20 protein-coding genes are annotated in these 21,912 nt (G+C 65.3%); 10 read left to right on the top strand and 10 right to left on the bottom strand.

From position 1 onward, the window contains the following. Window positions 1–3: 3 nt before the first annotated feature. The 4 genes from WJU17_RS07485 (at window position 4) to WJU17_RS07470 (ending at window position 4,511) form a co-directional block, all read left to right on the top strand. The gene (locus WJU17_RS07485) at window positions 4–852 is read left to right on the top strand and encodes an EthD domain-containing protein (RefSeq protein ID WP_346326703.1); all 849 of its coding nucleotides are present in this window, start codon (window positions 4–6) and stop codon (window positions 850–852) included. A 167-nt stretch (window positions 853–1,019) separates the two neighbouring features. Continuing rightward, window positions 1,020–3,365 (top strand): PAS domain S-box protein, encoded by a 2,346-nt coding sequence (locus WJU17_RS07480; RefSeq protein ID WP_346326702.1) that lies wholly within the window; start codon window positions 1,020–1,022, stop codon window positions 3,363–3,365. Window positions 3,366–3,465: 100 nt separating this feature from the next. Then, entirely contained in the window at window positions 3,466–4,023 is a 558-nt protein-coding gene (locus WJU17_RS07475) for a hypothetical protein (protein WP_346326701.1), read from the top strand. An 11-nt stretch (window positions 4,024–4,034) separates the two neighbouring features. Beyond that, on the top strand, window positions 4,035–4,511 hold the full coding sequence (locus WJU17_RS07470; RefSeq protein WP_346326700.1) for a hypothetical protein: 477 nt from the start codon (window positions 4,035–4,037) through the stop codon (window positions 4,509–4,511). A 207-nt stretch (window positions 4,512–4,718) separates the two neighbouring features. Here the strand turns inward: WJU17_RS07470 and WJU17_RS07465 are convergent, their stop codons facing one another. Continuing rightward, on the bottom strand, window positions 4,719–6,752 hold the full coding sequence (locus WJU17_RS07465) for a M13 family metallopeptidase (protein ID WP_346326699.1): 2,034 nt from the start codon (window positions 6,750–6,752) through the stop codon (window positions 4,719–4,721). A gap of 41 nt (window positions 6,753–6,793) precedes the next feature. Then, window positions 6,794–7,243 carry a hypothetical protein gene (locus WJU17_RS07460; protein WP_346326698.1) on the bottom strand — a complete coding sequence of 150 codons (450 nt, stop codon included), beginning with the start codon at window positions 7,241–7,243 and terminating at the stop codon, window positions 6,794–6,796. A gap of 240 nt (window positions 7,244–7,483) precedes the next feature. Between WJU17_RS07460 and WJU17_RS07455 the strand changes: the two genes are divergently transcribed. Then, the gene (locus tag WJU17_RS07455) at window positions 7,484–8,275 is read left to right on the top strand and encodes an enoyl-CoA hydratase-related protein (RefSeq protein ID WP_346326697.1); all 792 of its coding nucleotides are present in this window, start codon (window positions 7,484–7,486) and stop codon (window positions 8,273–8,275) included. A 289-nt stretch (window positions 8,276–8,564) separates the two neighbouring features. Here WJU17_RS07455 and WJU17_RS07450 read toward each other — a convergent pair whose 3' ends face one another. Then, window positions 8,565–9,251, bottom strand: coding sequence for a lipid-binding SYLF domain-containing protein (locus tag WJU17_RS07450; protein WP_346326696.1), 687 nt, complete (start codon window positions 9,249–9,251; stop codon window positions 8,565–8,567). Between the two features lie 135 nt (window positions 9,252–9,386). Between WJU17_RS07450 and WJU17_RS07445 the strand changes: the two genes are divergently transcribed. Both WJU17_RS07445 and WJU17_RS07440 read left to right on the top strand, forming a co-directional pair. After that, a complete protein-coding gene (locus tag WJU17_RS07445; protein ID WP_346326695.1) occupies window positions 9,387–10,271 on the top strand; it encodes an NAD(P)-dependent oxidoreductase in 885 nt (294 codons plus the stop codon). Window positions 10,272–10,273: 2 nt separating this feature from the next. Next, the gene (locus WJU17_RS07440) at window positions 10,274–11,494 is read left to right on the top strand and encodes a glycerate kinase (RefSeq protein WP_346326694.1); all 1,221 of its coding nucleotides are present in this window, start codon (window positions 10,274–10,276) and stop codon (window positions 11,492–11,494) included. 72 nt (window positions 11,495–11,566) lie between these two features. Here WJU17_RS07440 and WJU17_RS07435 read toward each other — a convergent pair whose 3' ends face one another. After that, the gene (locus WJU17_RS07435) at window positions 11,567–12,250 is read right to left on the bottom strand and encodes a TetR/AcrR family transcriptional regulator (protein ID WP_346326693.1); all 684 of its coding nucleotides are present in this window, start codon (window positions 12,248–12,250) and stop codon (window positions 11,567–11,569) included. A gap of 269 nt (window positions 12,251–12,519) precedes the next feature. Here WJU17_RS07435 and WJU17_RS07430 point away from each other — a divergent pair, with 269 nt between their 5' ends. Genes WJU17_RS07430 through WJU17_RS07420 form a run of 3 tightly spaced genes read left to right on the top strand, consistent with a single transcriptional unit; the run spans window position 12,520 to window position 14,475 of the window. Continuing rightward, the gene (locus WJU17_RS07430; RefSeq protein ID WP_346326692.1) at window positions 12,520–13,158 is read left to right on the top strand and encodes a carbon monoxide dehydrogenase subunit G; all 639 of its coding nucleotides are present in this window, start codon (window positions 12,520–12,522) and stop codon (window positions 13,156–13,158) included. A gap of 39 nt (window positions 13,159–13,197) precedes the next feature. Continuing rightward, on the top strand, window positions 13,198–13,668 hold the full coding sequence (locus tag WJU17_RS07425) for a (2Fe-2S)-binding protein (RefSeq protein WP_346326691.1): 471 nt from the start codon (window positions 13,198–13,200) through the stop codon (window positions 13,666–13,668). A gap of 12 nt (window positions 13,669–13,680) precedes the next feature. Beyond that, window positions 13,681–14,475, top strand: coding sequence for a xanthine dehydrogenase family protein subunit M (locus tag WJU17_RS07420; protein WP_346326690.1), 795 nt, complete (start codon window positions 13,681–13,683; stop codon window positions 14,473–14,475). 53 nt (window positions 14,476–14,528) lie between these two features. Here the strand turns inward: WJU17_RS07420 and WJU17_RS07415 are convergent, their stop codons facing one another. The 6 genes from WJU17_RS07415 to WJU17_RS07390 all read right to left on the bottom strand — a co-directional run bounded on the left by WJU17_RS07415 (window position 14,529) and on the right by WJU17_RS07390 (window position 21,891). Next, window positions 14,529–16,160, bottom strand: coding sequence for a molybdopterin-binding/glycosyltransferase family 2 protein (locus WJU17_RS07415; protein ID WP_346326689.1), 1,632 nt, complete (start codon window positions 16,158–16,160; stop codon window positions 14,529–14,531). Window positions 16,161–16,197: 37 nt separating this feature from the next. Next, window positions 16,198–17,160: an XdhC family protein gene (locus WJU17_RS07410; RefSeq protein ID WP_346326688.1), complete on the bottom strand. Its 963-nt coding sequence runs from the start codon at window positions 17,158–17,160 to the stop codon at window positions 16,198–16,200. Between the two features lie 12 nt (window positions 17,161–17,172). Continuing rightward, the gene (locus tag WJU17_RS07405; RefSeq protein WP_346326687.1) at window positions 17,173–19,536 is read right to left on the bottom strand and encodes a xanthine dehydrogenase family protein molybdopterin-binding subunit; all 2,364 of its coding nucleotides are present in this window, start codon (window positions 19,534–19,536) and stop codon (window positions 17,173–17,175) included. Between the two features lie 138 nt (window positions 19,537–19,674). Further along, the gene (locus tag WJU17_RS07400; RefSeq protein ID WP_346326686.1) at window positions 19,675–20,454 is read right to left on the bottom strand and encodes a hypothetical protein; all 780 of its coding nucleotides are present in this window, start codon (window positions 20,452–20,454) and stop codon (window positions 19,675–19,677) included. A 12-nt stretch (window positions 20,455–20,466) separates the two neighbouring features. Continuing rightward, window positions 20,467–20,964 (bottom strand): DUF3237 domain-containing protein, encoded by a 498-nt coding sequence (locus WJU17_RS07395; protein ID WP_346326685.1) that lies wholly within the window; start codon window positions 20,962–20,964, stop codon window positions 20,467–20,469. A 168-nt stretch (window positions 20,965–21,132) separates the two neighbouring features. Then, the gene (locus WJU17_RS07390; protein WP_346326684.1) at window positions 21,133–21,891 is read right to left on the bottom strand and encodes an SDR family oxidoreductase; all 759 of its coding nucleotides are present in this window, start codon (window positions 21,889–21,891) and stop codon (window positions 21,133–21,135) included. Window positions 21,892–21,912: the final 21 nt, after the last annotated feature.

Genomic DNA, 21,912 nt, shown 5'->3' with positions numbered 1-21,912 from the left:
GCCATGCTCAAGGTTTTCGGTTTCGTTCGCCGCAATGCCCGCCTGACGCACGATGAATACCGTGCCGCGCATGTGGGCTATCACAACTCGTTCGGTCGCCGCTTGCCCGGTATCCGGGGCTATATCCTCAACGTCACGGCCAACCGTTCGGTGCGCGAGAGCCTTGGCCCGCTGTCCAACCAGATCGTCCGCGGGGAACCGGAGGGCTTTGACGACATGTGGGATGGCTGGGGTCAGCTGATGTTCGACAGCCTGCCCGACTATCTGGCCGGCAAGAGCCCGGCCCGCGATCGAGCGGGGCCGAATGGTCTCGATTTCGACCCACGCGTGAAGGAGGTCGGCGGCGACGGTGATCATCTCTACAACGGCTCTCCCTTCCAGTTTCAGGTCGATGAACATGTCTCGGTGCCGGTGCGCCGCCCTGAACGCAAGCTGTTCAAGCTGGTTCAGTTCGCCCGGCGCCGGCCCGATATGTCTCCCGAGGAGTTCCGGGCATGCTGGAGCGGCGTTCATGCCGCGCTGGTCGCCAGCCTGCCGGGGCTGCGCGGGCATATTCTTAATTTCCGCACGACCCTCGATGTGATGACCGGATTCTTCCCGCCGGACTCGGAAGCCTTCACGCCGGAGGGCAGGACGCGGCGCGATGCGTTCTACGGGCTGTGGGACGGGATTGCCGAACTGTGGTTCGACGCACCGGATCAGTTCGCGACCGGGCGCGCGGACCCGGCCATCGCCGATCGTCTCGACAGGCTGGAGCAGCGCCTGTTCGACGCGGTCTGGTATCGGGAGGTGGACGAGACCATCGCCGTGATGCCGAACCGCGCGCCCGCGCCCGACTTCTATTTTCGTTAGGCGCGTCGCCGACGGGAACGGTATCTCGGTACGAAAGTTGACGGAGAGGCGACGCCGTCTCCGGGTATTGCTTCCTCGACGTAACCGAGCCGTCTATCCTAGCGCCGTGGCAATCAGAGACGCATTCCCCATCATGTCCCGTAAGCGAGGCGCCGTTGCCTGATCCGGTGCCTGAGCGTACTGCGGCGCATCTTGCCAGGAAATTGCTGGACCTTGGTGAACGGTACCGCGGTCTGGTGGCGTCCATCGATGCCGGATTCTGCGTCATCGAGATGCTGTTCGATGCGGCCGGCGTTCCGGCGGACTATCGTTTCATCGAGGTCAATCCGGCCTTCGAGGGCCAGACCGGCATGAAGAACGCCGCGGGACGCCGCATGCGGGAATTCGCTCCGGATCATGAGGCTCACTGGTTCGAAACCTATGGCCGCGTCGCCCTTACCGGAGAGGCGATCCGGTTCGAGAACCACGCCGGGTCGCTGGGACGGTGGTTCGAGGTCTACGCCTACCGCGTCGGCGAGCCCAAAGATCGGCATGTCGCCGTTCTGTTCAATGACGTGTCCGGTCGTCGCCATGCCGAGCAGGCGCTTCAAGCCAGCGAAGCCCGCATGCGCGATCTCAACGCCGATCTGGAACGTCAGGTCGTCGAGCGCGCGAGGGATCGTGGCCGGACCTGGGAGGTCAGCCCCGACCTTCTGGGCGTCCTCAACCGGAAGGCCATGTTCGAGAGCAGCAATCCGGCATGGCAGACCGTGCTGGGGTGGAGCCACGAGGAACTCTCCAGGACACCGCTGTTCGATCTCGTCCACCCGGATGATCTCGAGGCGACCTATGAAGGGTTCGCCGTTCTGAAAAGAGGGGAACCCGTCCTGCGGTTCGAGAACCGCTACCGGATGAAAGGTGGCGGGTGGCGCTGGCTTTCCTGGGTGGCGGTACCCGAGGACGACAAGTTCTATGCGAGTGCCCGCGACATTACCGAACAGAAGGAGCAAGGGGCGCAGCTGGCGGCCCGAACCGCCGAGCGCGACCGCGTCTGGCGGAACTCACGCGACATTCTGGTGGTTGTCGATGGCGAGGGCATCTTTCGTGCGGTGAACCCAGCCTGGCACACCATTCTGGGGCACGCGGAGGACGAGGTGATCGGCCGAAGCTATCTGGAGTTCATCTGGCCGGACGATGCGGCGGCCTCCGCCAATGCGCTGGTGGCGGCGATCGCCAGTCACGACCTCAGTAATTTCGAGAACCGCTTCCGTCACCGCGATGGGACGCCCCGCTGGTTTTCGTGGCACACGTCGCACGAGGGCGACCTGGTCTATGCCTATGGTCGGCACGTTACCGAAGAGCGCCAGCAGGCGGAGGCTCTTCGCCAGGCCGAAGAGCAGCTGCGTCAATCGCAGAAGCTGGAAGCGGTGGGCCAGCTGACCGGCGGGGTCGCCCATGATTTCAACAATCTGCTGACGGTGATCCGTGGTTCCGTCGACCTGCTGCGGCGTCCAGATCTGTCAGAGGACCGCCGCAAACGCTATATTGACGCCATCTCTGAAACGGCGATCCGCGCCACCAATCTGACAGGCCAACTGTTGGCCTTCGCTCGGCGCCAGGCGCTGAAGCCGGAAGTATTCGACGCGGGTGTCGCCCTTCTCGCGCTGGCCGACATGATGCGCACCCTGACGGGCCCGCATATCCACCTGGAAACCAGCTTGCCGGACGAGCCGTGTTTCATCGATGCCGACCCCACCCAGTTCGATACCTCGCTGATCAACATGGCGGTCAACGCACGAGACGCCATGAGCGCGGGTGGGTGGTTGACGCTGTCGGTGCGGGCGGCGGACGTCATTCCGGCGATGCGGGCCCATCCCGCTGTTCCGGGGGAATATGTCGCCGTCTCCATCGCCGATACGGGCGAGGGGATCGCGCCCGAGATGATGGACAAGATTTTCGAACCTTTCTTCACCACGAAAGGGGTCGGTCACGGCACCGGGCTGGGTCTGTCGCAGGTCTTTGGCTTCGCCAAGCAATCGGGCGGAGAGGTCCAGGTCGAGAGCCAGCCGGGCGTTGGCACCACATTCACTCTCTATCTGCCGCGTGCCCCGCGTCCCGACGCGGTTGCACGAGCGGCACCGGGCGAACTGCCGGTCGACGGCGATGGCGCTTGCGTGCTCGTTGTCGAAGACAATGTGGATGTCGGCGCGTTCGCCACCCAGACCCTGGGCGAGATGGGATACGAGACGGTCCTGGCCGTGGATGCCCGCGAAGCGCTGGCCGAACTGGCGGCAGGCGTGGCACGGTTCGATGTCGTGTTCACCGATGTCGTGATGCCGGGAATGAACGGGATCGATCTCGCCAAGGAAATTCGCCGTCTCTATCCCCGGTTGCCTGTCGTGCTGACCAGCGGTTACAGCCACGTGCTGGCCGAACACGGGTCCCATGGATTCGAGTTGCTGCAGAAGCCCTATTCGATCGACGCACTGTCGCGAGTGTTGCGCACCGCCGCCGCGACGCGCCGCTCGCCGTGATGCGACCCTTTCATCCTTCCTGCACCAATTTCACGAAAAAGTGTAAGCGCTCCACGTAGTTATCGGGCACGATCAAACTCTGACCATCGGGAGGGATCCAATGAACAAATTGATGGCGGCTGCTGTCGCCGCGTCGCTCGCCATGGCGGGCGTCACCACGCCGGCTCAGGCGCAGTACAGTCCGCGCGACGCCCGTGAAATGTGCAAGAACGCCGTCCGCGACCGCGGCGCCTATGACACGAGCGGCATCAATGTCGATCAGATCGGCCGCGACAAGTACAATGTCACCGGTTACGCGCAGGGCCGCGGCGGCCGGGCCTACTTCACCTGCCGGGTCAACGACGGCAGGGTGCGCAACGTGGATATGGGCAACTGGCAGGGTGGAAGCAGCGGCAACAACAGCGGCGCCAAGGCGGCCGCTGTGGTCGGCGCGGCCGTGGTTCTCGGCGCCATCGCGGCGGCGGCCTCGTCGGACAAGCGGCACAGCGAGTATGACCGGTATGATGAGTATCGCTATCGCGATCGTCCTTCCTACGATGATCGGGGCGGTCAGTACAGCCCGACCCCAGGGGTCATCTGCTATCGCTGGCAGCGCACCTGCTACAAGGACGGTAAGGGCTATGCGCCCAACTGGACCGCGCGCGAATTCGGGAATTGAGGGGAATGATCATGAAAGCCACGATCCGTTACGCAGCGGCTGCGGCCGGCGTTTTTCTGTTCGCCTCTACCGCCATCGCCCAGGCGCCCGATGCCGCCCGCCGTCAGGAAGCGGCCTGGAAATGGCTCGATCAGGCGATGGCGCCGACACTGACCGAGGAACAACGCCCCAAACTGCTATGGGCCGCTTACAATGCGACAGCGAGCGCCCTGTGTCATGAGGTCACGGTGGATGAAAACAGGTTGGGCGGGGTACTCGCCACTCTGCTACCCGCCGAAGACGACGGCAAAATCTCGCCCGAACAGAGGCACCATCTGGAAAACAGTCTGATGGTTCATCTGGGCGCGGCCATGGGCATCTATGCCGCCGAGAACGCCGATCATCTCACCGAGTTCTGCGGCGAGGCTGTTGCCTTGCGGGACGACAAGGAACTAACCAACGATCTGTTCCTGCCCAAAGCGGAGGAAGGTGACACGGCGCCGAAATAAGCCCTTCACCAACGGCAAGCATGGCTACGAGGTGCTGCGCACGTACACGCGGGATGGAAAGACCACCTCTTTTCATGCCGGTTCGACGAAGCGGGGACATTTCGCTCGGTTCAGTAGGGCGGGTTCGTCCGGCATTTCCCACATTGCCTCAAACTGAATACCCCGCCAGAAGGCGGGGTATTCTTTTCTGTCGAAGAGGCCGTGTCCCTACCAGATCGAGACACGCTCCGATGGCGGGAGATAGAGCGCGTCGTCTTCCTTGACGCCGAACGCGTCGTACCAGGCGTCAATATTGCGGACGACGCCATTGACCCGGTATTCAGCCGGACTGTGTGGGTCCGACAGCAGTTGTTGCCGGAGCATGTCCTGCGTGGTGATCGTCCGCCATGCCTGCGCCCAGGCCAGGAAATAGCGCTGATCGCCGGTTAGTCCGTCCAGAACCGGCGGATCGCCGCCATACTCCTCCTTCGCGAAATTGCGATACGCGTGATGCGCCACCGAAACGCCGCCCAGATCGCCGATGTTCTCGCCCAGGGTCAGGCTGCCATTCACGTTCATGCCCTCGATGGGCGAGAAGGCATCGTACTGTTTCACAAGCGCCGCCGTGCGCTTGCCGAACTGGTCCCGCGACTTTTTGGTCCACCAGTCGCGCAGTTTGCCGTCGCCATCGGACCGGCTGCCCTGGTCGTCGAACCCGTGGCCAAGCTCGTGGCCGATGACCGCGCCGATCGCGCCGTAATTCACGGCCGGGTCGGCGTTGGGGTCGAAATAGGGAGGTTGCAGGATCGCTGCCGGGAAAGTGATGGAATTGAAGTCGGCCATGTAGCCCGCATTGACTTCCTGGGGCGCCAGCGGCCACTGCCAGTCGCGGCGGGTCTCCTTAAGAGTGGCGCGGGCGTCAGCGGCCTCGAACTCGACGATCTGGCGAAGGTTGCCCACGAGGTCGGCCGGGTCGAGCGTCAGGGCCGAGAAGTCCCGCCATTTCTCGGGATAGCCCACGTGAGAGACGACTTTCTCCAGCTTGGCCAACGCCTCGGCCCGGGTCTGATCATCCATCCAGGTCAATGCCGTGATGCGCTCACGGTAGGCCGCCTTCAGATGCTGCACCATGCGGTCCATCTGGGCGCGACTTTCAGGCGGAAAATAACGGGCCACATACGCCTGTCCCAAGGGTTCGGCCAGGACCTGGCTGACGAACTGGATGCCGCGCACGTCCAGTGGACGCTGGGACGCAATACCGAGCAGCCTTGTGTTATGGAAAGCGAAATGCGCCTGTTCCCACTCTTGCGACAGCAGGGGCGCCAGGTCGTCGATGTGATGGAACATCAGATAGGAACGCCATGTGTCGATGGGCGTCCGGGCAAACAGCCGGGCCAGTTTCTGCACCGCCGTGTCCGTGCCGATCACGATGGTCTTCTGGTCGCTGAACCGCTTTTCCGCGAGATAGGCAGTCCAGGGGAATTCGGGGGCAAACTTGTCCAGGTCGGCCACCGGCATCAGCGTGTACATCCGGACCGGATCGCGCATTTCCGCGGGCGACCACTGGAGCTTGGCGATCTGGGTCTCCAGCGCCAGAACCGCGTCGGCCCGCTCGCGCGGCCGGTCGATGCCGGCCCGGCGCAGTGAAGCCTCGATATAGTCCCGGTACGCGATGCGATGGCCGGCGAAGGGTTCGCCATCATCCAGGTAATAGTCGGTCGCCGGCAGGCCAAGGCCTGATTGCCGCGCGCCGATGATGTAGCGCTGCGGATTCCCTGAATCCGTCATGACGTCAATGCCGATGACTGTCGCATTAAATGGCTTCGCCATCTGCCGCGCGACATCCTCCGCGCTCTCGAGGGCGGCAATCTGCGCCAGGCCCGCCTCCAGAGGCTTCTCGCCGAGGGCGTTACGCCGAGCCATGTCGGTATAGCTGCGATAGGCGGCGGCAATCTGCGCTTCGGGCGATCCGGGCGTTGGGGTTCCTGACGCAATGCCCCCAATCAGATCCGTGAGTTGTCGTTCCGTGCGCAGATAGGCCTGAGTCATGGAATCGTAGGTTGGAAAACCTTCCGGCAGTTTGGCGGTTTTCAGCCAGTCCTCGTTGACATAGCGATAGAAATCATTCCCCGGCTTCACCGCGGATGAAAACTCCAGGGTTTCGATGCCCCACTTGCCGAGCAGGGGCTTTCCGTCAGGCGCTTGATCCGGCGATGCTGATGACGTGGAAGGCACTCCCGCGAACAGGGCCGTAGTCAGCATGAATGTGAGGTACCCTCGCGCAAGCCTGAACATCGCTGGTCTCACGGCCCGGTGGCGGGGCCGGACTTCGCGGCGGCGGGCACCAGCTGGAAGCTGATGGTATAGTCGGTCTTCTCGTTACGGCGGGCGGCGTTGCGCATCATGTACACCATGACCAGATATTCTCCATCGGACGGCAGAACGCCGTCGAAGCGCTCTCCCTGGATCGAACCGATATGCATCGCTTCCTCGGCACCGGGTGCCGTGAGGTTGAAGTAGGTGCTGCTGTTCCTGGCCTTCAGCTCGATGATGAGCTTTTCGCCCTTGCTCGCCTTGACCGCGTAGGTGGCATCGTCGCGGCCGGCGAACGAGCCGCTCTCAACCTCGGCTGGGCCGCCTGTGACGAGCTCGATGCTTTTGCGCGGTTCGGTTTCAGCGTTTGCCCCGGAATGGAACGCCGTCAGCAACACGACGGCAAGACAGAGGGGACGCAGGATAGACTTAACGTGCATTGTCGTGTCCCTATGCTGGATGCCTCGGACTTCAGGTCCCGCACCCGAGATGAATACACCGGGCGCCTGCCTCCCCAAGACAGCACGGGCCCATCTTCTGACGATCAAAAGCATCTCCCACGATGCGGCGTTTCGCAACCGACGCGGTGTCCGAAATGATGATTGCGGTACTCTTTCAATCCGTCTGTTCCAGTCCGTCATCAGTCGCTACGCTGCGGCTGCGGAAGGAAAGGACACGCCATGAACGACACCGACCACGTGCTCTATGAGGTGACCGACAGGGTCGCGACGCTGACGCTGAACCGACCCGACAAGATGAATGCGTGGGGTCCGGACATGGAAGTGGCTTTTCGCGCGGCCATCGAGCGGGCGGCGGCAGATGAGGGCGCGCGGGCCATCGTCGTTACTGGCGCGGGCAAGGGGTTCTGCGCCGGGGCGGATCTGTCGCCCGGTCCGGATGGCAAGCCGCGCCCGCGGATCACGCCGCCGTTCAGCGCGGACGATTTCGGTCAGCGCTATTCCTATCTGCTGGGCGTGCCCAAGCCGATCATCGCCGCCATCAACGGCGCTTGCGCGGGCGTGGGTCTGTGTCTCGCGCTCTATGCGGACATGCGCTACATGGCGGAGGGGGCCAAGATGACGACCGCCTTCGTGCGCCGGGGTCTGATCGCCGAACATGGCAGCGCCTGGATGCTGCCGCGCCTCATCGGCAGCATGAATGCCATGGATCTGCTGCTGACCGGACGCACCATCGACGCCGCCGAGGCGCAGTCGATGGGGCTGGTCAAGATGCTGCCGCGCGAGGGCTTCGCCGGCGCGGTCCACGCGGTAGCCGCCGACATGGCGGAAAGCGTCTCGCCGCGTGCCATGGCGATCATCAAGCGACAGGTGTGGATGTCCTACAGCCAGTCGCTGGCGGCGGCGACGCAGATGTCCAACGAAGAGCAGGCGAAGTGCTTTGGCACCGAGGATTTCAAGGAAGGCGTCGCCCACTTCCTCGAACGCCGCAAGCCCAACTTTACCGGACGCTGAGCTCCCCGCTTTCGGCCCGTGGCGCGCCATCCGGAACGATCCGGCGCGCACTGCGTTGGCATGGAAGGTATAACAAAGGGAGAGACCTCATGCTGAAATTTCTGGGCGGGACCGTTGGAGTGATCTTCCTGATCGGCCTTCTCGTCGTCATCGGCCTGCTGTCGCTGATCTTCTGACCCGGCGAAGCGACCCGCATCCCGGAGCGCGCTCGCTCCAAGCGCATCTCCCGATCACATAAAATCACGGCGGCAGGGTTACTGCCGCCGTGGTCTTTCGTGGCTGGGACGTCTTAGCGAAGGGGATTGTTCCCGGGACCCTTCTCCGCGCCCGACAGAACGGCGCCCGGCTCGACGACCTTGCCGTAGAATGCGGCATTTTCCTCGTCATCCGGCTTGATGTCGCTGACACCGACCATGGCGCCGGCGAACGCGCCCTCCTTGTCGGACCAGACGATCACGTCGCCCTTGCCCGAGGATGCCTGACCTGCCTTGTGGTAATCGACGATGGTCAGACCCGCATCGGCATTGAGCGAGAAATTATCCTGCTGGGCGAATTCGGCGGTGGCCTTTTCGTTCATCAACAGGAAGGCGACGGCGCCCTTCTCAAAACCCGCCTGCGCGCCGATGCTGATGCCGCCCACATTGTAGAACAGCGGTGCGCTCCAGCCATTGGCCGTGCGCTGTACCATCACGCCTTCGCCGCCCGAAGCGCCGGCGACCAGACCGCCACGCGCATAGGTCGGCACGAGGAACACGCCGCGTGCGCTTTCGAGATACGGCGCCACCTTGGGATCGGCCTTCAGCTTGGCCATCAGCGCGGCTGCCTCGGCGACCGTCTCGTTGGCGTCTTCCCTGTCATCGGCGTCCGCGTTCTGCAGCGCCTGAGGGTCGGCGGGCGTATCCGCCGCGTACGCGGGAGCGCCGGCCAGCATGCCGGCCAGAACCAGCGGTGCCGCGAATGTCAGTGCTTTTCTCATGTCTCTCTCCCGTGCTGTGGTTGCAATCAACTCCAAAGGGAACGGCTCGGGATGCTCGTGGTTCCCCTTGGCCTTTCCCCAGCAGGCGATCCTTCCTATGATCCGGGCCACGCGGATGGGTGAAGGAGAGCATGAGTGTCCGGTAAAGCGGCGTTTCTGGGACTGGGTGTGATGGGCTTTCCCATGGCCGGCCATCTGCGGGCGGCCGGCTATGAAATGAGCGTCTACAACCGCTCGCCGGCGAGGGCGCAGGCGTGGGTCGACAAGCATGGCGGCCGGGCTGCGGCAACCCCGCGCGAGGCGGCGGCGGGCTGCGATCTGGTGTTCTCGTGCGTCGGCAATGACGATGACGTTCGTCAGGTGATCCTGGGGCCGGAGGGCGCGCTGGCGGCCATGGCGCCGGGTGCTGTCCTGGTCGATCACACCACGGCGTCGGCGGCACTGGCGCGTGAGCTGGAGGCGGCCGGAAAGCAGCGCGGCATCGGCGTTCTTGACGCGCCGGTGTCGGGCGGGCAGGCGGGGGCCGAGAATGGTAAGCTGACGGTCATGGTGGGCGGCGATCCCGCCGTGTTCGCCAAAGCCGAGGCGGCCATGAACGTCTATGCCAAGGCCGTCCGCCTGATGGGGCCGGCGGGTCATGGCCAGTTGACCAAGATGGTCAACCAGATCTGCATCGCGGGCGTGGTGCAGGGACTGTCGGAAGGCATCCATTTCGCCAAGCAGGCGGGGCTGGACCCGCGCGCGGTGGTCGATGTCATCCGCCACGGCGCGGCGCAGAGCTGGCAGATGGAAAACCGCTTCGAGACCATGACCGACGGGCACTTCACCCATGGCTTCGCCGTCGACTGGATGCGCAAGGACCTGGGGATGACGCTGGACGAGGCGCGGCGCAATGGCGCGCATTTGCCGCTCACGGCGCTGGTGGACCAGTTCTATGGCGAGGTGCAGGGCCTAGGCGGTGGCCGCTGGGACACGTCCAGCCTGCTGGCGCGGCTCGAGGCGCTGACGCGGCGCGATTGAGCATGCAGGTATTGCGGGACATGTTCGGCGCGGCGGTCGCATCGGCCTCGCCGTCGCTTTGCCTGCCGCCGCATCTGCCATCCCCGCCCAAAGGCCGCACCATCGTTGTCGGCGCCGGCAAGGCCAGCGCCGAGATGGCGCGCGTGCTTGAGGACCACTATCCCGCGCCGGTCGAGGGGCTCGTGGTGACGCGTTACGGCCATGGCGCGCCGACCCGGTCCATCGAGGTTGCCGAGGCGGGCCATCCGGTACCGGACGCCGCTGGCGAGGCAGCGGCCCGCCGTATCCTGGCCCTGGTCGCGGACCTGACGGCGGACGATCTGGTGATCGTGCTGCTCTCGGGCGGCGGCTCGGCGCTGCTGCCCGTCCCGGCGCCGGGGCTCACGCTGGCCGACAAGCAGGGTGTCACGTCGGCGCTGCTTCGCTCGGGCGCGACCATCACCGAGATCAACTGCGTCCGCCGGCATCTTTCAGGGATCAAGGGCGGCCGGCTGGCGGCGGCCGCGCGGCCCGCGCGCCTGGTCACGCTGGCGATCTCGGACGTACCGGGCGATGATCCGCTGGTGATCGCGTCGGGGCCGACCGTGCCCGATCCCACCAGCTTCGCCGATGCCCTGATGGTGCTCGATCGTTACCGGGTGTCGGTCGGTCCTCTCGTTCGCGCCTGTCTGGAGCGCGGCGCCGACCGCGTGCTCCGGACACGGGGCGCGTATGTGCTGATCGCCCGGCCGGCCGACGTCCTTCGCGCCGCCGCTGGGGTGGCCGCGGATGCTGGCTACCGACCGGTGATCCTGGGCGATGCCATCGAAGGCGAGGCGCGGGAGGTCGCGAAGATACACGGTGCGCTGGCGCTGGACTTTCTGGCCCGCCGCGAACGGGTCGCCCTGATCTCGGGCGGTGAGCTGACGGTGACCATGCAGGGCGTCGGGATCGGAGGTCCCAACCACGAATATGCGCTCGCCCTCATGCTCGCCTGTGGCGGAACGCCTGGTCTCGGCGGGATGGCGTGCGACACGGACGGGATCGATGGCGTCACGAACGCCGCCGGCGCCTGGTTCGACGGCCAGACCCTCGCCTCAGCCCGTGGGCTGGGGCTCGATCCAGCCGATGTCTTGAGGCGCAACGACGTGGGGGCGTTCTTCGCCGCTCTCGACCGGCAGCTGGTGACCGGTCCGACGCGCACCAACGTCAACGATTTCCGGGCGGTACTGATCGACCCATGAAAAAGGCCCGCCGAAGCGGGCCTTTGATTTCGGCGCGAGCAGGGCTTGCCCCGGCCGCCAATCCGTAGGGGCCTACTCGGCCGCCTTGGTCGAGGCCGCGCGCGGGCGCAGCTCGCGCAGGCGGTTCTCCAGATAGTCGAGCATGCGCTCGACATGGCTGTCCGGCTTGTCGTCCTTCAGGTTCAGCGCCATGCCGTCCAGCATGTACTGCAGCAGGTCGAGAGCCATCTCGAGGCCTTCCGGATCGTCGTGCCATTCCGGGAACAGCTCGCGAGCGGTGTCATTCCATTCCTCGTCGAACGCAGCCTGCGCCGGCTCGAGGATTTCCGCCAGTTCCGGATCCGTGCGACCGGTGACCTTCAATTCGACGAAGGCGAAGAACAGCGGATGGGTGACGTGCGACCAGTAGGCGCGCAGCGCGGCGCGCAGGCGATCGCCGCCCGGCGGGATAGCGGCCACCGCCTTGCGAAAAGCGCGCAGGCGCTTTGCGTGCAGGTAGTCGACTGCCGCCTTGACCACTTCGGCCTTGGATGGGAAATGATGCAGCATGGCGCCGCGGGACAGGCCGGCGCGATCGGCGATCAGCGTCGTGGTGGTGCGGGAATATCCTGCTTCGACGAAACACGCGATGGCGGATTCGAGCACGCGGCGCTGGGTCGCCGCACTCTTTTGTGCCTGCCAACCCATCGAGGCCGATTGCGCTTCGTCCAGGTTAAGGCCGAGGCCCCTGCGCTGAACGCGTCGTGTCAGTGCCACACCGCTTCTCCATCCAAAGAAATCCGACAGTACTGTCTAAAAAAGACAATCTTACGAGAATGTAGCTTTTTTTTAATGCATCTTCCAGCAAAAGGTTGCGGCGCCTGCGCATGACTGCCTTGAGAAATTGCGGCCGTCGTCCCGGCGCCGGTCCGTCGCAGGGGCAGGAAGTAAAATGAAAGCCTTGGACATCAATGGGGGATGGTTCTAGTTTTCCCTCGGCATCGGCCACGCCGTCCACCGGCATCGCTTCGAGAGGGACCTTCTGCATGGATATGAGCGGTGAGTACCATATTCCGGCGCCGCGCCAGCGTGTTTGGGAAGCGCTGAACGACCCGGAAATCCTCGGTCGTTGCATTCCCGGTTGCGAATCGATCCAGAAGACGTCCGAGACCGAAATGTCCGCCGTCGTGCAGGCCAAGGTGGGGCCGGTCAGCGCCAAATTCAGCGGCGCGGTCACGCTCGAGGACATGGATCCGCCGAACGGTTATACGATCAGGGGCGAAGGCAAGGGCGGTGTCGCCGGCTTCGCCAAGGGCACGGCCAAGGTCGCGCTCGCCGACGAGGAGGACGGTACCCGGCTGACATACACGGTCGACGCGGCCGTCGGCGGCAAGCTCGCCCAGGTTGGCGCCCGGCTGGTCAGCAGCACCATCAGGAAGATGGCCGACGAGTTTTTCGGCACGTTCAGCCAGATCGTCGCGTCAGGCAATGCGGCCGCCGAGGCCGTGCCGCGGGACGATGTCCTGCCCGCCGCCGAAAGCGGTCCGGCGGACGCCGAAGCGCCGCATGATGAAACCTCCTATCCGGTACAGCGCGGAACGCCGGAAAAAAGCTGGGGGTCGCCCTTTACCATAGGGCTTCTCGTGATTGCCGCGATTCTGGTGATATACTTCCTGGTAACGTAACGGGATTCGACGCTCTTCTCAGGGGATACGGGGACAGGTATGACGGTTAAGGTAACAACGACGGTGAACGGCCGTCAGGTGTCGGGCGATGTCGAGCCCAACACGCTGCTGGTCGAGTTCGTCCGTGAAAATCTGGGGCTGACCGGCACCCATGTGGGTTGCGACACCAGCCAGTGCGGCGCCTGCACGGTCCATATGGATGGCAAGCCTATCAAGTCCTGCACCATTCTGGCGGTCCAGGCCGAGGGCCATCAGGTCGTCACGATCGAGGGCATCGGCGCGCCGGGGGCGCTGCACCCGATGCAGGCGGCATTCCAGGAAAATCACGGCCTGCAGTGCGGCTATTGCACGCCGGGCATGATCATGGCCGGCATCGGCATCGTCGAGCGAAACAAGGGCAAGACCCTCAGCGAAGAGACGATCCGGGCCGAACTGGAAGGCAATATCTGCCGCTGCACCGGCTACCACAACATCGTGAAGTCCATCGCCGCCGCCGCGCGGGACATGTGAGGGGAATGACCGATGTATAATTTCACCTATCATCGCGCGGGCAGCGTAGACAGCGCCGCGGCCAAGCTGGCCGAAAGCGGCGACGGCAAGCTGCTTGCCGGCGGCATGACCCTGTTGCCGACCATGAAGGCGCGGCTGGCCCAGCCGAGCGACCTGATCGACCTCAACGAGATCGAAGGCCTCAAGGGCATCACCGTCTCGGGCGGCACCGTCACCATCGGCGCCATGACCCGTCACGCCGATGTGGCGGCCTCCGCCGAGGTGGCGCAGGCCATTCCGGCGCTGGCCAAGCTCGCCGGCCTGATCGGCGACCCGGCCGTGCGCAATCGCGGCACCATCGGTGGCTCGATCTCCAACAACGATCCGTCGGCCGATTATCCGGCGGCGGTTGTCGGGCTGGGCGCGACCGTCGTGACCAACAAGCGCGAGATCGCCGGCGAGGACTTCTTCACCGGCATGTTCGAAACCGCCCTCGACGAGGGTGAGATCGTCACCGCCGTCCGCTTTCCGGTGCCCGAGAAGGCTGCCTATTTCAAGTTCCCGAACCCGGCCTCGCGCTATGCGGTCGTCGGGGTGATGGTCGCCAGCACGTCGGGCGGCGTTCGCGTCGCCGTGACTGGGGCCGCTCCGTGCGTATTCCGCCAGTCGGACATGGAGAAGGCGCTGTCGGCCAGTTTCAGCGCCGATGCGCTTGCCGGGATCACGCAGGATGCGGATGGTCTCAACGACGACCTGCACGCCTCGGCGGCGTACCGCGCCAATCTGGTGGTGGTCGGCGCCAAACGGGCCGTCGCGGAAATCGCCTGAGCGCTTTTCGCTCTCTCTGAATGAAGCCACTCCGCCGACGCGGAGTGGCTTTTTTAGTGACCCGCGTCCTCGAAGGCATCCGGCGTGTCGAAATCCTTGAGGATGCCTGAATCGTCCATCGGAACCTCGCAGAGCTTCTCGGCATAAGTGTGCAGCAGCTCGCGCGCGCCCTTGTCGCCGGTGATCGCCAGCATCTCGGGAAAATAGCGGCGGGACCACAGCACCGGATTGCCCCATTTGCCATCATGGGTCGGCACGCAGATGGTACGGCCTTCATCCTCGTCATAGGCGGCGATCAGCCGGTCGATGTGCCCGGCGGTCACGTAGGGCATGTCGCCCAGCACAACGACCGCGCCGTCCGTGTCGGCGGGCAGGGCGGCGAGACCGGTTTTCAGGCTGCCGGCCATGCCCGCGGCGAAGTCCGAATTGTGGACAAAGGAGACGGCGAGGCCGACAAGGGCCGCCCGCATCTCTTCGGCGTCCCTGCCGGTGACCACGATGACGGGCGCGGCGGCGCTGGCCAGCACGGCCTCGACGCTGCGCCGGATCATGGGGGCGCCGCCGATCTGGCGCAGCAACTTGTTCCGCCCGCCCATGCGGCTCGACGTTCCCGCCGCCATGACGATGCCCGAAATACGCGGCGCGCGGCCTGATGACGGCTCGTTCGAGCCCGCCGGTTGGGCGGTTGCCTGGGCGCGGGGCAGGGGTCGGGCGCCGATTTCCTTGAGCAGGCCGCCCGCGCCCATGCGCATGATGTCCCTCGGCGTCACCTCGAGCCCAGCCGCCAGTCGCTGCAGCACGAAATCGAAGCCGTTGATTTTGGGCGAGCGGGCACAGCCGGGCAGGCCGATCACGGAGACGCGTCCCACATGACCCAGCAGCAGCAGGTTGCCGGGATCGACGGGCATGCCGAAATGGTCGATCTGGCCGCCCGCCGCGACGATGGCCGCCGGCACCACGTCGCGCCGGTCGGTAATGGCGCTGGCGCCGGCGATCAGCACCAAGTCCCGGCCCGCCGCGATCTGGGCCGACAGCGATGTCGCGATATCCCGCGCATCGTGGGCACACTGGACCGTTTCCGCCAGCACCGCACCCACGCCGGTCAGCCTTTCCTCGGTCACCCGGACGAGCTTGTCGGAGGGCTTGTTCCTGCCGCCGGGGATCAGGGTCTCGACAAGGCCGACCCGAAGGGCCTTGTAGGGCGCGACGGACAGCAGTCCTTCGGCGGCGACCGCCCGGCATGTAGTGACCAGCGTTCCAGGAACGGCGAAGGGAATGATCTTCACGGTCGCCAGCATCTGCCCCTGCCTGACAGCTTCGAAGGGCGGCAGCGCGGCAAGGGTCACGGCTTCGTCGACGAGGTTGAGCGCGTCCAGCCTGTCCCGGTCATAGACCAGCACGCCATCGAATTCAGCGAACAGGTTGCAGCGGCCGGTAAAAGCGGCGCTGCGGCTGATCCCGGGGCCTGTCACCGATGCTGCGACCTGTCCGGCGGCGGCGTCCTCGTCCAGGTCGCCCGCCTCGAGGCGAAAGCCCGCGACGCGCCTGATGCCGGCCGCCGTCAGGGCGGCGATATCGGCGGCGGAGACCTTGTGGCCCTTCTGCAGCTTGCGGGCTCCGGCGAACTGGCCGTGCGCCAGAATGGCGCCTTCGGCCTCATCCACCGGCATGTCGGCATAGATCATGGCGCGCCGCTTCCGTATGCAGCGCGGCGGGGCGGCATCATGTCATCGCGCCGCGCTGGACGGCGATGATCTGCGCCAGGATGGAGACGGCGATTTCGGCCGGCGACTGGGCGCGGATGTCGAGGCCGATGGGGCCGTGAATGCGTCCGATCTGGTCCTGGGTGAATCCGGCCTCCGTCAGCCGTGTGACACGTTTGGCCTGGGTGCGCTTCGAGCCCAGCGCGCCGACATAGAACGCGTCGGAGGCGAGCGCCACGTCGAGCGCGGGATCGTCCAGCTTGGGGTCGTGGGTCAGGGTGACGATGGCCGTGCGCGGATCGATCTCCAGCGCCCGCATGGCCTTGTCCGGCCAGTCGGTGGACAGCTTGACGCCGGGGAAGCGTTCCGGGCTGGCGAAGGCCTCGCGCGGGTCGATCACCGTGACGTCGAAGCCTGCCCGCGTCGCCATGGGCACCAGTTCCTGGGCGATGTGGACCGCGCCGACGATGGCGATCCGGCGCGGTGTGTTGAACACGCGCACGAACGCCCCGTCCTCCAGCGGCTGGCTGCGGTCGTCGCGCATGGCGCCGCGCACCGGCTCGGGCGCCGATGCCGTGTCATAGAGCGTATGCGCGCCGGAGTGCAGGTCGGTGGTCAGGGCGACCGACTGCTTGCGGTCGGCGGCCTCCAGCACCCTGTCGATCTCGTTCGGTATCGGTTCAACGAAGACGCGGATGGTGCCGCCGCAGGCGAGACCGACTTCCCATGCCTGGTCGTCCGAAACGCTGAATTCCAGGTTGCGGATCTTGCCGTCCTTGATGGCTTGGCGCGCCTCGCCGATCACCGCCCCTTCGATGCAGCCACCCGATACCGAGCCGACAAAGTTACCCTTGTCGTCGGCGGCGAGCTGGCTGCCCACGGGAAACGGCGCCGATCCCCAGGTGCTGGACACCGTGGCGATGGCGACGCCGCGCCCCTCCCTGCGCCAGTCCCGCGCGGTCTTGAGGACCTCGATGGACATGGCGGCCTGTCCTTACTCCGCCGCCTGGCGGCTGTTCGCCTGAACGGCCTTCCACACGCGCAGCGGCGTGGCCGGCATGTCCATGGCGGTGACGCCATAGGGGACGAGCGCGTCGACGATGGCGTTCATCAGCGACGGACACGCGCCGATGGTACCGGCTTCGCCGCAGCCCTTGATGCCGTACGGGTTGGTCTTGCACAGGATCTCGTTGTACGAGAAATCGATGTGACACATGTCGTCGGCGCGCGGCATGCCGTAATCCATGAACGAGCCGGTGATCAGCTGGCCGGTGTCGCTGTCATAGAGCCAGTCCTCGGTCAGCGCCTGGCCGATGCCCTGGACGACGCCGCCATGCACCTGACCGGCGACCAGCAGCGGGTTCACCAGACGGCCGAAATCATCGACCACCGTATAGGCGAGAATGTCCACCTTGCCGGTGTCCGGATCGACCTCGACCTCGCAGATGTGGCAGCCGTTCGGGAAGGTGGAGTTGTTGTACTTGTACTTGGCGGCGCTGTTCAGGCCGTCGACGAACATCTCCTTGGTCTCGGCCGGCAGGTCGAGCTCGTTCGCCTGACGCGCCTTGGCGGCCACTTCCATGATACCCACCGACTTGTTGGTGCCGGGAACACGGAACAGGCCCTCGTTGAACTCGATGGTCTGCGGCTCCTCGTCCAGCATCAGCGAGGCGATGATCTTGCCCTTCTTGATGATGACGTTGGAGGTTTCCTGGAACGCACCGGCCGCCATGTAGAGGGAGTGGGAGCCGCCGGTGCCCTGGCCGGACTTCACGCGGTCGGTGTCGCCCTGGACCAGCCGGATCTTCTCGAACGGCACTCCGAGCTGCTCGGCCACCACCTGCGCCCAGGCCGTCTCGTGGCCCTGGCCGTTGGACATGGTGCCGGTAACGATCTCGACGGTCTCGTCCTCAAGGAACAGGATCTCGGCGGCTTCCGTGGGCATGCCGAGCGTCGTTTCGATGTAGTAGGCCATGCCGATACCGCGGGCCTTGCCCCTGGCGCGGGATTCGGCCTTGCGCTCGGCCAGGGTGGACCATTTGGCGTTGCGCTTGGCGTCTTCCATGTTGCGCTCGAACTCGCCGCTGTCGAACGTGAAGCCGAACGGGTGCGAGTAGGGCATCTGCTCGGGCGTGACGAAATTGATGCGGCGGAACTCGTCGGGCGCGAGGCCCAGCTCGCGCGCGGCCTGGTCCATGGCGCGCTCGATGATGTAGGCGGCTTCCGGACGGCCGGCGCCGCGATAGGCATCGACGGGGACCGAGTTGGACATGTAGCCCAGCACGTTCACATAGACGTTGGGGATGTTGTAGACGCCGCCGAGAATGCGGGCATGGGCCACGGTCGGGATAAAGGGGCCGTTCATGGACATGTAGCCGCCCATGTTGGCCTGATTGATCACGCGGAAGGCGGTGACCCGGTTGTTCTCGTCGATGGCCAGCTCGGCATGGGTCAGCATGTCGCGGCCGCCCGTGTCGCTGGTGAACGCCTCGATGCGCTCGCCATTCCACTTGACGGGACGGCCCAGCGCCTTGGCGGCGAACAGCACCAGGACGTGTTCCGGATAGATGAAGGTCTTCATGCCGAAGCCGCCGCCGACATCCGGCGTGAAGACGCGCAGCTTGGACGGCTCGATGCCGAACACGGCGCCCGCGATGCCGGCCTGCATGCCGTTCGCGCCCTGGGTGCAGGTGCGCAGCACGTAACGGTCTTCGCCCGTGCTGAATTCACCGATGGCGGCGCGCGGCTCCATGGCGTTGGTGGCGATGCGGTTGTGCACCAGATCGATCTTGGTGACGTGGCGGGCTTTGGAGAATGCCTCCAGCGAGGCCTCGTTGTTGCCCATTTCCCAGTCGAAGGCGAGATTGTTCGGCGCCTCGGCCCAGATGGTCGGCGCGCCCGGCGCGACCGCGTCCCTTAGATTGGCGGCGGCCGGCAGATCCTCGACGTCGATCTCGATCAGTTCGGCGGCGTCCTTGGCCTGGTTCACCGTCTCGGCGACGATGAAGGCGATGCCGTCGCCCACGTACAGCAGGCGATCCTTGGCCAGCGCGGGCCGACCCGGCGCGAAGATGTTGCTGCCATCCTTGTTCTTGATGAAGCCGCCGGCGAAGCACGGGATGTCGTTGACGCCCGCCGCCGCGAGATCGGCCGAGGTGAAGACCGCGATCACGCCGGGCGCGGCCTTTGCGGCCGTGGTATCCAGAGACTTGATTCGGGCATGGGCATAGGGCGAGCGGAGCACGTAGCCATGCGCCTGGCCGGGCAGGTTGATGTCATCCGTATAGGAGCCATTACCCGTGACAAAGCGGACATCTTCCGTCCGACGGACCGGCTGACCGATACCGAATTTCTGCATCTTACCTGCTCCCCATGAGGTATTCCGTGGCGCTCGCCATTCGGGGCGTAGTCTGCCCCGGAGAAGGCCGGATTGCCAAGTGTTCGTTTAGGCCAAGGCCCGTGCGCGAGCGCACGGACGCGATGTCCGGGGACGTGTTCAGCCCTGCTGGGGCACGGTCCGAAGCCGGTAGACGATGGCATGGATCGAGGCGAAGGCGGTGATGCTGACGGCCAGATAGATCGCGGTGACGATCTGGGCCGATATGGGCGCGTCGATGCCGGTCAGGATCTGGCCGATCAGGATCTCGACCATCATCAGGGCGAAGGTGACCGAGGTGAAGAGCGCCGCCAGCCGGAGATGCGCGTCCATGGCGATTTTCGGGCGCGGCCGGTCCTTGTCGCGCGGAATGTCCAGCGCCGTTTCGGTGAGCCAGCGCGACAGCAGGGCGAAGAAGAAACTCATCACGAAGGTGACCGACAGGATGAGCAGGGTCTGGGCGATGCCGGTTCCGGTGCCGAAGACGCTGACCAGCAGGGAGATGGGCAGCAGTCCCGCCATCGTCCCCAAGCCCGCCAGGACGAACAGGCCCGCGGTGCGGACGATGCGGAACGGCCAGCCCAATGCGTCGTCCGACAGCGCGGCGCGCGGGCCCATCAGAGTGACGCGAACCCAGAAGGCGAACAGCGAGGCACTCAGGAACAGGAACATCACGGCGCCAAGCGCCATCTTGCCCATCATCGGCGCCACCTGCTCGGGCGTCGCGTCCGGCGGCAGTTTCGCGACCTCGGCGGCGATGGGCGTGAAGATGGTCATCAGCGGCGGCGCATATAGGGCGGCGGCCGCGAACACGATCAGGATATGGCGCCAGTGCAGCCGGGCCGCCTCGCTGATGATGGCCAGGACGGGAAAAGGCTGCGGCTGGGGAAGCTGGTTCATTGTCCTCGTTTCTCAGGTTACGGCGTAGACGCGGTAGGCCAGGCCGGCTTCCGTATACCGCCCGGCGCCGACCGCGACCAGATTATTGAGCCAGCCATAGGTCGTCGATGACGTCTCGAACAAGGGAGCCACCCGCCAGTAATAATCCTGTGGATCGACATGGTGATTGCGGGCCGGATCGAACAGGGTTTCCTTCAGCGCCGGCGGCGTGACGAGCCGGCCGAAGTAATACACATAGATGAGGTTCCCGTTCTCCGCCTGCCAGACAGCCCGCACGTCCAGCGCGACGGTGTTCGTGTCGTTGCGCGCGGTGGTCGGATAATCGCTGCCGGAGTGGACGATGCCTTTCAGGCGCGGCCCGTCGAAGCGGCCGCCGCCGATCTGGAAGACCGAGCGCGTCGCGAATGGCCCCTTGGTCGTGAGACCCGCCGAGTTGGGCGCCAGGTCGATGGTCACGTCGCAGAGATGCTCGAGGCCGGCCGAGAGCCGGTCGAAAATCGCGGTGTCCATGGTGCCTCCCCCCTCATCCGGACAGTGTCACGCATGAAGATAGGCCGCGATCTCGCGGAATGGGAGGTGCGGTTTGACCGAAAGCGAAACTTGTCTCGCGTGGATCGGGAACCCCCGGCGAAGCGGATCGAGGTCCGCCCCGCCGGGCTCATCCCATCCGGTCTCGGGCTAGAGCATCGTGCCGCCGTCCAGGACCAGTTCCGTGCCATTGGCGTACCGCGACTCGTCGGAGACCAGGAACAGGACCCCGGCGGCGATGTCCTCCGCCGCGCCGAGGACGCCGAACGGGCTGACCTGGCCGGGCTTGAACTGTTCATGCGCGCCCGCGCCCATGGCGCCGTCGAGCACGTTGTTGGTCATCGGCGTCAGGATCGGGCCCGGGAAGACCGCGTTCACCCGCACGCCATTGCCGGCTTCCTTGCAGTATTTGGCCTGGCTGCGGAACAGCGAGCGCACTGCGGCCTTGGACGCGCAATAGCCGATCAGACCCGGCGATGCGGAAAAAGACGCGATCGAGCAGAACTGGATGACCTGTCCGCCGCCCTGTTCGGCCAGCAACGGTATGGCATGCTTGCCGCAGAGGAAGCTGCCGTCGACGTTGATGTTGAAGACGCGCTTCCAGTTCTCCAGCGGCATGTCGAAGCCGCCGGTGACCACGACGCCGGCGCAGTTGACGACCACGTCGAGACGTCCGAAATGGTCGCGCGCCGCGGCGAGATTCCTCGGCCAGTCGTTCTCGTCCGTCACGTCGTGTTTCAGAAAGATCGCCTTGTCGCCGAAGCTGGCGGTGATGGCCTGGCCCTGGGCCTCGTTGATATCGGCCAACGCGACACGGGCGCCCTCGCGCACCAGCCACGCGGCCGATTCCTTGCCGATGCCCGATGCACCGCCTGTGATGAAGACGACTTTCCCCTCGCAACGACCCATTTTTTCCTCCCCAATTTTAGA

The organism is Iodidimonas sp. SYSU 1G8 (assembly GCF_039655775.1).
In the GTDB taxonomy this organism is placed as follows: domain Bacteria; phylum Pseudomonadota; class Alphaproteobacteria; order SMXS01; family SMXS01; genus RI-34.
Note: the sequence above shows the minus strand (reverse complement) of the source record. Positions and strands in the feature narration are given on the sequence as shown.

Excerpts from the sequence above, each read along its gene's own strand:
- WJU17_RS07485 (WP_346326703.1), top strand. The coding sequence starts at position 4 with ATGCTCAAGGTTTTCGGTTTCGTTCGCCGCAATGCCCGCCTGACGCAC.
- WJU17_RS07475 (WP_346326701.1), top strand. The coding sequence starts at position 3,466 with ATGAACAAATTGATGGCGGCTGCTGTCGCCGCGTCGCTCGCCATGGCG.
- WJU17_RS07470 (WP_346326700.1), top strand. The coding sequence starts at position 4,035 with ATGAAAGCCACGATCCGTTACGCAGCGGCTGCGGCCGGCGTTTTTCTG.
- WJU17_RS07465 (WP_346326699.1), bottom strand. The coding sequence starts at position 6,752 with ATGCTGACTACGGCCCTGTTCGCGGGAGTGCCTTCCACGTCATCAGCA.
- WJU17_RS07460 (WP_346326698.1), bottom strand. The coding sequence starts at position 7,243 with ATGCACGTTAAGTCTATCCTGCGTCCCCTCTGTCTTGCCGTCGTGTTG.
- WJU17_RS07455 (WP_346326697.1), top strand. The coding sequence starts at position 7,484 with ATGAACGACACCGACCACGTGCTCTATGAGGTGACCGACAGGGTCGCG.
- WJU17_RS07450 (WP_346326696.1), bottom strand. The coding sequence starts at position 9,251 with ATGAGAAAAGCACTGACATTCGCGGCACCGCTGGTTCTGGCCGGCATG.
- WJU17_RS07440 (WP_346326694.1), top strand. The coding sequence starts at position 10,274 with ATGCAGGTATTGCGGGACATGTTCGGCGCGGCGGTCGCATCGGCCTCG.
- WJU17_RS07430 (WP_346326692.1), top strand. The coding sequence starts at position 12,520 with ATGGATATGAGCGGTGAGTACCATATTCCGGCGCCGCGCCAGCGTGTT.
- WJU17_RS07425 (WP_346326691.1), top strand. The coding sequence starts at position 13,198 with ATGACGGTTAAGGTAACAACGACGGTGAACGGCCGTCAGGTGTCGGGC.
- WJU17_RS07420 (WP_346326690.1), top strand. The coding sequence starts at position 13,681 with ATGTATAATTTCACCTATCATCGCGCGGGCAGCGTAGACAGCGCCGCG.
- WJU17_RS07415 (WP_346326689.1), bottom strand. The coding sequence starts at position 16,160 with ATGATCTATGCCGACATGCCGGTGGATGAGGCCGAAGGCGCCATTCTG.
- WJU17_RS07410 (WP_346326688.1), bottom strand. The coding sequence starts at position 17,160 with ATGTCCATCGAGGTCCTCAAGACCGCGCGGGACTGGCGCAGGGAGGGG.
- WJU17_RS07405 (WP_346326687.1), bottom strand. The coding sequence starts at position 19,536 with ATGCAGAAATTCGGTATCGGTCAGCCGGTCCGTCGGACGGAAGATGTC.
- WJU17_RS07400 (WP_346326686.1), bottom strand. The coding sequence starts at position 20,454 with ATGAACCAGCTTCCCCAGCCGCAGCCTTTTCCCGTCCTGGCCATCATC.
- WJU17_RS07395 (WP_346326685.1), bottom strand. The coding sequence starts at position 20,964 with ATGGACACCGCGATTTTCGACCGGCTCTCGGCCGGCCTCGAGCATCTC.
- WJU17_RS07390 (WP_346326684.1), bottom strand. The coding sequence starts at position 21,891 with ATGGGTCGTTGCGAGGGGAAAGTCGTCTTCATCACAGGCGGTGCATCG.